Here is a 13,285-nt window from a genome sequence, read left to right as displayed (position 1 = left end):
TTATTCCTTTGCGTTCTTTGCGCCTTAGCGAGAAATTTAATCTTTATGCCTTTCTCCCACCAATAACTGACCGATTACCTCAGCCGAACGGTATTTAATTACCAGTTACCAATTACCAGTTACCAATTACCAGTTACCAATCACCAGTTACCAATTACCAATCACCAGTTACCAATCATCAGTTACCAGAATCAAATTCCGTGCGTTATTTGTTCAACACGACACTAGCTACTCTTTATATATGGTCAAGGAGATTAGCCGCGGGAGACTCAGGTGAAGTTCTTACTTCAAGTTCAATTCCATAATTAGCGGCTAATTGACGACATACCTGCATTTCTTCATCATTCATTGAAATAGAAGGAAATAATTGTTTTCTGTCCGGGGTAAATTTCATTCCGCCGACATTTATATTTTTAATAGAGATACCCTCCTGAACCAATTGCAGGGCATCTTTCGGATTAGAAATAAGTAATATGGTAGGAAGTATATCAAATTGTCCTTTTTTGATTAAGTCAGCGGCTTCATTGATAGTGACAATAAATATCTTTATTTCATCTGGGGTAGCTATCCTCATTAATTTCTTTTGAGGCTCATTTTTAGCGACTTTATCGTTGGCAACTACGATTTGTTTGCACCTTAATGCCCTTGCCCAGCCGATGATGACTAAGCCATGAATAAATCTATCATCAATTCGAATTAAATCTATAGCCATGATAATTATCTTAGAATAATATTCCCTATTTTATTCTTTTTTCCCCTTCAATAGTTCTCTCAGACTTACAATATTTCTTCTTGATGATTCTTTGGCTTTTTTCACTGCCTGGTGTAAATCTAAATCTTGATGAGACATAAGACTGATAATCATCGGTAAATTTACTCCACAAATTACCTCAATTCTTTTTTGTTCAAGAAACTCACCGGCTACTTTTGAACAACTACCGTGAAGTAAATCCGTTAATAGAACTACACCATCTCCTTTATTTACTTTTTTAATGGCATTTGAAATTTTGTTAGATAAATCATCCAATCCTTCACTCGGGAAAAAAGAAACGATTTCTAAATTTTCCTTTTTAAGCCCTATCCATTGTCCAGTCTCAACAAGTTTAGCCCCTAATTCACCATGTGTAACAATAACTATTCCAATCATTTTCTTAATCCTTTTCCATTTTATCCTTTACTTGAAAAATAGAATGTTACCGCACAACCTAATAAACCAGAGAAGATTGACCAAACAACAAGAACAAGATTAAGCATATCCTTAAAAGAGAATTTATCTACGGGTAAAATATAAAGAAGGATTGAACCTGTGATGATAGAGATGGTTATCAACACACCCGAAAGCCAGATTAACATTATGACTACTTTTATTCTTGATTCTTCTCTTTTTACTTCTATTTTTTCGGTTAAGGTTTCTTCAGCCATTCTTATATTTCCCCTAATTTCCTTGCAGAAAAAATTGTAAATTTCCCACAATTAGGACATATATATGTTACTACAGGAACACCTCTATCAATATCAAGTCTAACTTTTCCACCTGATGTTTTTTCTATTTTTGACAAAACATATAAATCTTTAACTTTTTTCAATGGTATGTTACAATGCTCACATTTATAAGGTATTAATATCGCGGGTAATTCTTCTACTTCAACAGGTATTCTATCTAATGTAGGAGTAACAGACATTCTTTTCCACCTCCTTTATCCCCCGCCAGCGGGGAACATTCTAATCAAATTGTTCTTTATTTGTAAGCGTTCAGCTACTTAAAAAATAACTGTCCAATGTAAAATGAGCAATTAAAAATTTAAAAGTCAATTCTGTAAAGTCAATTAGTCTTTCAGTAATATCATCACCTTTCATCCATTCTCTCATTTTACATTTTTCATTGGACATTGCCCATTTTACATTATTATTAGACATCTTGCGATGACCTGAACGCTTACCTTTATTTTATGTTCCCATTTCCCATGCTTGTAGATATTTTTGTTGTTCTGGCGTGAGAGTATTGATTTCAATCCCCATAGATTTCAGTTTTAAAAAGGCAATTTGCGAATCAATCTCTTTAGGGACTGTATATACCTTTAATTCAAGGTTTTTAGCCATTTTTTTCATATATTCGGCGCATAAGGATTGATTTGCAAAACTCATATCCATAACCTGAGCGGGATGTCCTTCTGCGGCGGCTAAATTTACTAATCGTCCTTGACCTAATAAGTTAATCCTTCGTCCATTTTTCAATGTAAATTCTTCGACTGAGTCTCGCATATCTCTTTTAGAGGCAGATAGTTCCTTAAGTTGTGTTAGATTAAGTTCGACATCGAAATGGCCGGAGTTACAAATAATTGCTCCATCTTTCATTAATTCAAAATGTTCTTTTCTAATCACGCTGATATTGCCACTCACAGTTACAAAAATATCCCCAATTGGAGCGGCTTGTTCCATTGGCATTACTTGATAACCATCCATAGCCGCCTCCAGAGCCTTGAGAGGGTCAATTTCGGTGATAATTACTCTTGCTCCTTGACCTTGAGCTCGCATTGCTACCCCTCGACCACACCAACCATAACCACAAACAACAAAATTAGTTCCAGCAATAAGTTTATTCGTTGCCCGAATAATTCCATCTAAAGTGCTTTGGCCGGTGCCATAGCGATTATCGAAGAAATGTTTAGTTTGAGCATCATTTACTGCCACAATCGGGAATTTTAAAACCTTATTCTTTTCCATACTCCGTAATCTAATCACACCCGTAGTAGTTTCTTCAGTGCCACCGATGACATTTTTAATTAATTCCTGTCTTGTGGTATGAATTGTAGAAACCAGATCTGCCCCATCATCCATCGTAATATTTGGCTGGTAATCTAAAACGCTATTTATATGTTTGTAATAAATATCGTTATCTTCACCTTTAATCGCAAAAACAGGGATTTCATAATCCTTGACCAATGATGCGGCAACATCATCCTGGGTACTTAAAGGATTAGAGGCACAAAGGGCAACATTTGCCCCACCTGCTTTCAAAGTAATAACTAAATTGGCTGTCTCAGTAGTAACATGTAAGCACGCACCTAATGTTATTCCTGACAATGGTTTTTCTTGCTCAAACCGCTGTCGAATTAATTTCAAAACAGGCATTGAATAACTTGCCCATTCAATTCGTAATTTGCCTTTTTCGGCTAATCCAATGTCTTTAATATCGTAATTCATTTTTCCTCCTCTTTAGTTGGTAATTGGTTAAATGGTAACTGGTTAAATAGTTACCAATTACACCATATTCTTCAACAATTCAGTCTTATCTGTTTTTTCCCAGGTGAATTCTTCTTCTTCTCGACCAAAATGTCCATAAGCCGCTGTTTTACAATAAATTGGTCTAAGAAGATTTAGATGATTGATTATTCCTTTAGGAGTAAGTGGAAAGACCTCGCGGATTAATTTTACTAATTTTTCATCTTCAATTTTTCCGCTCCCGTAGGTATTAACCATAATGGATACCGGGTCAGCAACACCGATAGCATAGGATAATTGAACTTCACAGGCAGAGGCTAATTCTGCGGCAACGATATTTTTGGCGATGTATCGTGCCATATAGCATGCTGAGCGGTCAACCTTGGTTGGGTCTTTACCTGAAAAACAACCACCACCATGTCTTCCCCAACCACCATAGGTATCGACCATTATTTTTCTGCCAGTAAGTCCTGTATCTCCTACCGGACCTCCAATTTCAAATCTACCTGTTGGATTGATAAAAAACTTAGTTTGCTTATCCAGAAAATCAGCCTGAATAGTTTTTTTAATTACCTCTTCAACTACTCCTTCTCGAATATTTTCTATGGTTGCTTCTGTGTGATGTTGGGCAGATATAATCACCGTATCTACTCTCGCTGGTTGCCCATTTTTATATTCTACGGTTACCTGGGATTTTCCATCAGGTCTCAGAAAATCAAGAATTCCTCTTTTGCGGACATACGCCAATCGCTTAACTAATTTGTGGGCTAACATAATAGGTAATGGCATCAATTCTTGAGTTTCATTTATGGCATAGCCAAACATCATTCCCTGGTCACCAGCCCCTTCTTTATCCACACCTAAGGCAATATCTGCGGATTGTTCGTTAATACAGGTTAATATTGCACAATCTTGATAATCAAATCCATATTCAGGAACAGTATATCCTGTGGATTTAATTACTTCCCTTGCTACCTTAGGTATTTCTACATAACAATCAGTGGTAATCTCACCGGCAACTAAAACTAAACCCATTCCGACTAATACTTCACACGCTACCCTTCCTTTTGGGTCATTGGCTAAAATTGCATCCAAAACTCCATCTGATATTTGGTCAGCAATTTTATCCGGATGCCCTTCTGTTACAGATTCAGAAGTAAATAAAAAGTTTTTTCCCATTTTTGGTATTTTCCTCCTTTTGTGCTTTTGATGTTGTTAGTTTATCATAAATCAATTAAATTTGCAACTACTTTTTTATAAATTTTGCGACCTGTGCAAGTAGAAATAAAAGGATAATATTTTGGGGACGCTGTCCCCAAGCCCCTGCTGGGGGTTTTGGGGAACGCCTTCCCCCAATGGGGTCTGGGGCAAAGCCCCAGAACTTAATTTTCTACCTGCACAAGTCGAATTTTTTTTGTAAGATGATTAAACAGATTTTTTTAGTAAGCGGATTAAACGGATTAAGCGGATTTTTTTATTTCTTTTTCCTCTAAAGCCCTTTAATCATTTGTTTAGCATAATTATCATTTGGGTCAAGTTTAAGGACATTATTAAATTCAATCTTTGCCTCTTGATACCTTTTCTTCAAGAGGTAGAAAGAGCCAAGATTGCGACGGGATTGGATATCCGAGGGGTCTATTTCAAGAACCTTTTTAATCTCTTCAATCGCCTGGTCTATATCACCTTTTTCGTAATAATTTTTGGTTAATTGAATATGCATTTGTTTGGCATAATCTGCATCTAACTCCATCGTCTCCTTATATCTTCCTTGTATTTTATAAAGTTGTATAAGATTATTTTTAGCCGATGCATGTCCAGGACTTATCTTATATACCTTTTTAAACATCTCTTCGGCTTTCTTGTAATCTCCTTGATTAGCATAAATAGTGGCTAAGTTATTAAGGGTATCTATCGCCTCTGGTTCACTTTCTAAAACCTTTTTATAAGAAGCAATTGACTTCGTTGTATCTCCATCTAAATAATACGCCATACCCATATTAAAATAAGAACCCATATCTTCAGGGATGAGTGTAAGTAAAAATTCTGAGCCTTCAATCGCCTTTTTCACCCATATCTTTCTTTTCACAGGGTCATTATTTGCCCGCTCGACATAAATACTATTTAATACCTTCCAGTAACAATTTTCATAAGGAAAAGTCTTAACTGCCTTTTCTAATCCAGGGATGCCTTTTTCATACTCATGCTTTTCTACAAAATCAAATCCCTTTCGATAATGAGCATCAGCAAAGAAAGGTCGAAAGGCAAGATAGATTAATACCACAGTGATACCCATAATTAGCAGGCAAAGAATCCAGCGAAAAGATAGGTTTTTAATTCTGGGGGTAACAATAGTTTGTCTCCCGGATAGTATTTGAGGTTTAACAATAACCATTGTCATCCCCATCACCATCCAGAAATATAAAAGGATAGTTACTAACCCAAAACTAAATTGATTTTGGATTAAATACCCAATTTCACAGGCAAGAAAGGACGCAATTAATACCTTCTTACTTATCTCTTGTGTGTAAAAAGCTGTTTTAAAACTTATCCAGATATAAGTTATCAACAGCCAGAAATATATCAATAGACCAATTATTCCGCGAGTCACGGTTACATCCAGAACATCGTTATGAGCTTTATCTGTCCCAATATTCATTAATTGTAATGTATCTAATCCTATCCCCAATAGGGAATTTTTAGTATTTTTAAAGATTATTTCTATAGTTCTTTTCCAGAGACTTGCTCTTTCTTCTTGTGCTCCTCCAATAAATTTAATTTTTGGGGTAGGTAATGCCTGTTGAATTCTATCTTCAACTGTTAATTCCTTATTTTCAGGCACAACTTGAGGTTGCACTGTTTCTGATTTTATGACTGTCCCAATGAGTCGATTAACAACAGCCGTTTCAGGTTTTAGATTAAAATATAGAAGAACACTCAGTAATACTAAACCAATAGAAATAATATCTTTGGTATTTTTAATTATCATTTTTGAACCAAGTAATGTTCTAACAATTAAAGGGCCAAAGGAAAATAACCCAAGTAAAATTGCCCCCCAGAGTAAAATAATTGTATGAGTAGAAGGTAGAAATTTAAGAAGAATGATAAATCCGCAGATACCACAAAAGAGAATTGTGCCGTAAAAAGTAAGGGAAAAAATTACCCCACAGATAAGCAGAGAAAATATAAATATCCCCCCTTCAAAACCTATTATCGTGGCTCGAGTTTTGGTATAGACAAAGCAGACAAAAACTAAAATCAAACTAATTCTATACCACCATGGACTTATGAAATGGAATAAAACGATATAGATGTTTTTACAGGTATTAAATATCCTTTGCCAGCTTAAAATTAACTCCTGGTAAGCAGAATTTGATTGTCCTTTTTTCTTTACCTTCTTAGATTTAGAGGTGAGTTTTTTTACCTTGTCCTTTTTCATATCTAAAGGATATAACTGATAAGGTTGTTTTTCTCTTAAAAGTAACATTGCTAATCCCATTGGAATAATCATAATCAGATAAGCAGAGAAAAATACAGGGTTGCCAAATGTGCCAAAAACCCTTTCTTTAGCCGAAAAACTCCATTTGAAAGGGTCATGGTCAAAATGTTGGAATATACCATAAATGGCAATTATTGTCGCGGTCAAAATCATTGCCTTGATTAATCTATTGACTAATTTAGGTGTATTCATAAAATTAACCACAACATAATATAAAAAGAGATAACTGGTGATGGGAAAAAGCCCTTCATAGCGTTTATAAAAGCCAAATAAACTGATAGTTGGACTAACTGAAGTAAGAGTAACCAGAATATTGATAGCTAAGTAAGCTAAAATAGGAATATCAAGTGGTGTCCTCATAAGTTTTGTTTCTTTAGAGGCAATAGCCTTTATCAACCACATCGCTAAAATAACTAAATTCAAACTATACATCAAGGTTAATTTGGCTAAATCAAAGGTATCATATAGAGGGAGCCAAAAGAAAGTAGGAATAATAATGACTAATATGATGACCATGGCTCGGATGACTTTATCACAATATCCTGGCAGACCATTTATTAGAATATCTTTTATTATTAAACTGAGTAATAAAATGAACAGGTTAAAAATGTAGGCTAAAAAATGGATAAGATGGATTGGGGTTTTGGTAATAAAATGCCACGCTACCGAAGGGGTAGATAAGATTAATATCAGGAGACTAACTTTAATTATTATCTGGAGAATGTTAGAAAATGGCATTACTACCTCTTTATAATTGAACAGAAATAGCTTTCAACATTTGCATAGCTTTAGGATTATCTGGTTGAAGTTGGCGTATTTTTTCAAATGATTCTTTAGCTTCTTTCAACTTACCCTGACGATAATACATTGAGCCTAAATTATCATAAGCGGCAACATTTGATGGGTCTAATTTTATAATCTTTTTACATTGACTAATCACTTTATCAAGTCTTCCCTGTTCAAAATAAATCCTTCCTAAGAAAGTAAGTATCTCCTGAGTTTTATATTGAGGATGTGTTTGTAATATCTCTTCGAGGACTAAGGCGGCATTTTCAAGGTCATTTCTATTATAAAATATCCTTACCAGATTCTCTAATGCTCCCACATGATGAGTATTCATACGATATGCCTCTTTAAAAACATTAATTGCCTCATCAAGCATATTTCTCTGAGTATATATAACTCCCATATTATTATATGCATCCGCCAAAAATGGATTTATTTCAGCCGCCTTTTTATAAAACATAATGGCTTTATCTACCTGGGCATTATCTCCCATTCTACTTCCCTGTATATAATAAGTGATGGCTAATGTAAAGTAAGCATTACTATGCCTATAGTTAGTAAGTTCAAGGAGTTCAGAAGCGCCTTTGAATGCTAATTGAGTCCATTTAGGTTCACTGTTGTTCCTTGCCTTGTCTATATAAAGTCGATTACACTCATCCCGGTACCTGACTTCATAAGGATGTAATTTAATTGCCTGCTCATATTGAGCTATAGCGGTATCCGTATTTCCCTGATGTAGCCAAACAGTCCCATTTTTATAAAGATTATCCGCTTTGTAAATCCGACAGGTAAAATAGGTCAGAAGAATAGCCCCGCCTATAATTACCACACAAAAAATTATCTTGCTTGACGGATTCTTTATCTGGTTAGAAACCTTTAACCCGGTATCTTTATTAGATTGTGTTGGTTGAGTCAATACTTTGCCGTAAGCCATAGTCGTTCCTAATAATATCCAGAAACCCGATGATAATGGTGTTACACCAAAACTGACTAAATTCTGACCAAGAAATCCTAAAACCGCACACATAAGTCCTAAAACGATAAATTTTTCATTCCCTTCTATCCTCTGGTAATATTTAAAACCAATAAAAAAGAAAACTAATATTAACCATCCATATATTCCTAATCCTATTATTCCTCGTGCCGCAAGTGTATCACAAATATCATTATGAGCCCTATCTTCAAACTCTACAGGACCTTTTATCTCTGGCGGCAAAATAGAATACACATATTTAGGGAAGGTAAATCCCATTGTATCCGGCCCTGTCCCAATTAAGAAATATCTCATATTATCTTTCATCGTGGCAATGACACTTCCCCAGATATAAGCCCGCCAGGGTAAGGAAATTGTTACTTTAGTACCGATAAATGATTTTATTTCTAACTGGTCATATCTTAAAAAAGTAGCCGTGACACCGGGTATTGGCAGATTAACTTTTCTTGGCTTACTTTGCGGGTAGAAAGTTTTTTCTGGGATAGGTTCTTCTTCCACCAATTCATCCACTTTTTCTTCAATTGTAGCCTTTGGTTTGTGAATAGAAAATAATTCGGAAGTAAATCGTTTAATAACAGAAGTTTCAGGGATTAAAAAATTAAATTTGATAAATATCAATAAAATTGCTACTCCTAATGCTATTGCTCTTTTTTTGTGATTAACAATCTCTTTATGAAATAACATTGTTATTACGAATAAAAATAAGCCTAAAAATAGCCCAATATATGAACCTCGAGTGTTACAATGAGAAAAACCATAATAGGTTAAACATAAAATACTTCCATAAATAAATACCATTCCAAAGGCAGCAAGAGGTAAGATATTAAAAACTACAAATCCAAGACAAATACTCAAATAAACAACTATTGCCGCCCACCAGTGGTAAATAGCAAACTTGAATGAACTAAATGAAAGGAAACCAATAACTACGCATATTTCATAAACTAAAAGCCAGAGAAGATTTGTTTGTTTGGAAAAAGAAATAATCGTAAATGTAAAACTAATACCTAAATAAATTAACCATAACATGATAGGTGAATAAGACACCCAAAAAGAGGGTTTTGTAGAAGCGTCTAATGTCACTGGAGCACAGATAGAATTGAGGTTAATTACAAAATAAATAACGAGGATACCTGTTTTAATCGCATATATCCATCGCCAGATGAGTGATAATTGATTAGAAGCTCTCAGATTAGCATCAGGTTTTACATCAAGTTTTTTCTTCTTCTTTTTTTGGGTTTTACTTATTGGTTGGGTGGGAAGAATAATTCCTTTCTTATCTTTTTCAGCTTTTACATAAAAATACATTCCTAATCCGACTAAAAATGACATCTCAGCATAAGCAGAATAAAAAACAGGATTACCAAAACATGAGATAATTCGCCAGGGATTCCACGACTCCCAACTCAATGGGTCCTTACCAAAATGTTGAATCATACCGTAACACGATGAGATCAGTCCGGTATAAACTATTGCCTTTATAAGTCGATAAAGTTTTGGTTGATTATCGAGAAAATTGATAACCAGGAAAAATTGCACAATATAACAAGTTATAGCTAAAAGTCCCTCGTAACGCTTATAAGTTCCAATCAAGCTCATCATTGGGTCAATAGAAAATACAGTTGAGATAATTGTGCTTGCCCAAAAAACCAGAACGGCTAAATTAATTGGTGTAGAAATAGATTTGTAATTGCCCGTTAGTATCATCTTTATTAACCAGGCAACTAACATAATTAATGTCATAACATACATCACCCCGACTTTACTCAAGTCAAAGGTGCTATACAAATGAATATCAAAATATAGGGGGATAATAAAAGCAACAATTGGTAAGCCCCACAGAACTATTTCATCGCAAACTTTAATAGTCAATTTAGATGCCGCATAATAAATTATTAACCAGCTTAGAAAGATAGTTAATCCTGTTAATAAAAATAAGCTAAACATAATCCGTTTGCTCCTTTCCTTTATCGTAAGTGTATGATAAGAAAACTATATCTCTCCTTTTTTAGGACACTACCCGTTTTCTCATTTTTTACCGGGAAGTAAGTATATCATATATCTTAAATTTTGTAAAGAGAAAAAAATTAAAGTAAGTATTCAGCCACGAAGACACTAAGGCACAAAACCCAAATTAAATAATGTTGCAAAAACCGAGATTTTTTAGTATAATGGATAATAAATAGAAATAAGACTGGTTATTGTGAAACAATCCAATTTTTGGTGGTGTCTTAATCTAGCATAAAGATTGAAATAGTGTCCGAAAAGGAGATATGGGGATTATGGAGATAAGGAGATAAATTCATTAAAATTTTGCAAAGGACAATGAATAATCTCCATATCTCCCTTTATCTCCTTATCCCCTTTTGGACACCAAATCTGGATAGATTTCGCTATGAGCGTTATTTTCAGACACCACCTAAATTTGGAGGGGTAATGAAGAAATATTTAATATTCGCCTTAATATTAATAGGTTTTACTTCTACGCTAGCTCAGATACTATTGATGCGGGAGTTAGCCGTCGTATTTTACGGCAATGAACTATCATTTGGAATCACAATAGCCGGTTGGTTATTCTGGACGGCTATTGGCAGTTCACTTATCGGTCGCCTGGTAGATAGATTAAAAAAATCTGCACAACTCTTTGCTATTCTTCAAATACTCTTTCCTCTAATCATTGCCCTGGAAATATTCCTGGTAAGAGATATTCGGCATATTTTGGGCATTGTGCCCGGGGTAATGATTGGATTTTTCCCAATGCTGATAAGTTGTTTCTTTGTGCTTTTGCCTCTTTGTCTTTTAACTGGCTTTTTATTTACACTTGGCTGTAAAGTCTATACTGTATCAAAAAAAGAGGTTGCCCCACAAATAGGTTATGTGTATATCTACGATGGACTGGGTGATATTTTAGGAGGCATTGTTTTCACTTATGTTCTGGTCTATTTATTTCATTCCTTTGATATGTTTTCCTTCCTTTTTATTCTTAATCTACTCAGTGGATTTTTGATTCTACGCCGTTTCCCCATTATCTGTCTTTTCCTTTTAGTTTTAGTTACTCTAACTATCTTCTCTGGTCTGCCTAACTTTTTACAACAACTCTCTCAAAAACTTCAATGGCAGGGATATAATTTAATAATAACTAAGGACTCTATCTATGGGAATATTGCGATTAGTCGTGAAGAAAATCAATACACCTTTTATGAAAGTGGTCTGCCTATATTTTCGCTACCAGATAAAGTTTCTGCAGAACAACTTATTCATTTTCCAATGGTGATGCATCCTGAGCCAAAACAGATACTTATCATTGGCGGAGGTATTGCTGGCGGATTAACAGAGATTCTTAAGCACCCGCAGACCGAAGTTGATTATGTTGAATTAGACCCGATGGTCATAGAACTATCTAAAAAATATCTACCAAAAGAAGATTTACAAAGTTTTAAGCAGTCTAATGTCCATCTTATGGATGGCAGATTATTTGTTAAAAGAGCGACAAAAAGATTTGATTTAATCATTGTCAACCTGCCAGACCCCGCGACTGCTCAGTTAAATAGATTCTACACAATAGAATTTTTTAAGGAGATAAAAAATATCTTAAATCCAGACGGTATCTTTTCAATAAAAATAAGTTCAAATGAGAATTATTTTAGTGAGGAGTTAAAGAACCTTAATGGTTGTATCTATAAAACATTAAAAGCGGTATTCCCTTCGGTGACCATTGCTCCCGGGGAAAAATTACTCTTTTTTGCCAGCCCCCAAAAAGGGGTTTTGACCTATAATACGCAATTGTTAGCCAGAAGATTTACCGCGAGAAACATACAAACTACCTATGTCGATGAATATTATTTTCCATATCGTCTGCTTCAAGATAGAATAACCTTTGTCAAAAAGGCAATTGAGGATTACAAGGGGTTGGTGAATACTGATTTTTATCCTATTGGTTATTTTTATGAAATGGTATTCTGGTCAACACAGTTTGATACCCGCCTGGGGACAACCTTTAATTGGTTTTCAAAAATAAATCTGAATTGGATACTGGGCATACTAATTATCTTATTCATTAGCCAGTTAGTTATTTGTAAAAAAAGACCTATTACTGCCATACCCATAGCGATTATGACCACCGGCTATGCTGGATTATCATTAGAGATAATATTAATCTTTGGTTTTCAGGTTTTGTATGGCTATCTTTATCATCGCATTGGGATAATCGTTGCCTCATTTATGTTTGGGTTAGTCATTGGCACCTTATGGATGAATCAAATATTAAATAAGATTAATGATAAGCAGGGAATCCGCATCTTATCCAGAATAGAGTTCTCTATCTTCCTTTATTCATTTCTCCTGCCATTAATATTCTTACTCCTTTCCAGGCTAAATAGTCAGGCAAGTATTTTTATGGCGGTTGAGATATTGTTTCCGATTTTAACCATTATTACAGGCATTTTTGTTGGTGCAGAATTTCCATTAGCTAATAAACTTTACCTTAAAAACTTCCAGCGAATTGGCAAAACAGCTGGATTAATTTATGGGTTTGATTTATTTGGAGCCTGTCTGGGCGGGCTTTTATCTACGATTTTATTTATCCCTATCTTAGGAATATTTCAGTGTTGTTTTATCTCCGGTCTCCTTAACCTGACATCTTTTATTCTGGTTTTTAAAATAAAGTAACTATTCAGCCTGTAGGAAAGTAGGAGAGTAGGGAAGTAGGAAAGGGGAGACATTGTCCCCAGAAGAGGAATACCGTGCACATCCTTTATCCCTTTCCTACTACCTACTTGCCTACTATT

Annotated in this window: 9 protein-coding genes; 1 reads left to right on the top strand and 8 read right to left on the bottom strand. The window is 34.8% G+C overall.

The genetic code is table 11. The features are described 5' to 3' along the window. Positions 1-235 precede the first annotated feature (235 nt). The 8 genes from AB1414_07095 to AB1414_07060 all read right to left on the bottom strand — a co-directional run bounded on the left by AB1414_07095 (position 236) and on the right by AB1414_07060 (position 10,445). Positions 236-712 (bottom strand): PTS sugar transporter subunit IIB, encoded by a 477-nt coding sequence (locus AB1414_07095; GenBank protein MEW6607208.1) that lies wholly within the window; start codon positions 710-712, stop codon positions 236-238. Positions 713-742: 30 nt separating this feature from the next. Next, entirely contained in the window at positions 743-1,147 is a 405-nt protein-coding gene (locus AB1414_07090; GenBank protein MEW6607207.1) for a PTS fructose transporter subunit IIA, read from the bottom strand. A 20-nt stretch (positions 1,148-1,167) separates the two neighbouring features. Next, a complete protein-coding gene (locus tag AB1414_07085) occupies positions 1,168-1,422 on the bottom strand; it encodes a hypothetical protein (protein MEW6607206.1) in 255 nt (84 codons plus the stop codon). 2 nt (positions 1,423-1,424) lie between these two features. After that, positions 1,425-1,682: a hypothetical protein gene (locus AB1414_07080; GenBank protein ID MEW6607205.1), complete on the bottom strand. Its 258-nt coding sequence runs from the start codon at positions 1,680-1,682 to the stop codon at positions 1,425-1,427. Positions 1,683-1,947: 265 nt separating this feature from the next. Beyond that, on the bottom strand, positions 1,948-3,204 hold the full coding sequence (gene ahcY / locus AB1414_07075; GenBank protein MEW6607204.1) for an adenosylhomocysteinase: 1,257 nt from the start codon (positions 3,202-3,204) through the stop codon (positions 1,948-1,950). Positions 3,205-3,261: 57 nt separating this feature from the next. Beyond that, the gene (metK, locus tag AB1414_07070; GenBank protein ID MEW6607203.1) at positions 3,262-4,401 is read right to left on the bottom strand and encodes a methionine adenosyltransferase; all 1,140 of its coding nucleotides are present in this window, start codon (positions 4,399-4,401) and stop codon (positions 3,262-3,264) included. A gap of 310 nt (positions 4,402-4,711) precedes the next feature. Then, complete coding sequence (locus AB1414_07065; GenBank protein MEW6607202.1) at positions 4,712-7,456, bottom strand: tetratricopeptide repeat protein; 2,745 nt, start codon at positions 7,454-7,456, stop codon at positions 4,712-4,714. Between the two features lie 10 nt (positions 7,457-7,466). Then, a complete protein-coding gene (locus AB1414_07060; protein ID MEW6607201.1) occupies positions 7,467-10,445 on the bottom strand; it encodes a tetratricopeptide repeat protein in 2,979 nt (992 codons plus the stop codon). Between the two features lie 489 nt (positions 10,446-10,934). Between AB1414_07060 and AB1414_07055 the strand changes: the two genes are divergently transcribed. Then, the gene (locus tag AB1414_07055; GenBank protein ID MEW6607200.1) at positions 10,935-13,166 is read left to right on the top strand and encodes a methyltransferase; all 2,232 of its coding nucleotides are present in this window, start codon (positions 10,935-10,937) and stop codon (positions 13,164-13,166) included. Positions 13,167-13,285: the final 119 nt, after the last annotated feature.

It is taken from the genome of bacterium, from assembly GCA_040755795.1.
Classification (GTDB): domain Bacteria; phylum UBA9089; class CG2-30-40-21; order CG2-30-40-21; family SBAY01; genus JBFLXS01.
Note: the sequence above shows the minus strand (reverse complement) of the source record. Positions and strands in the feature narration are given on the sequence as shown.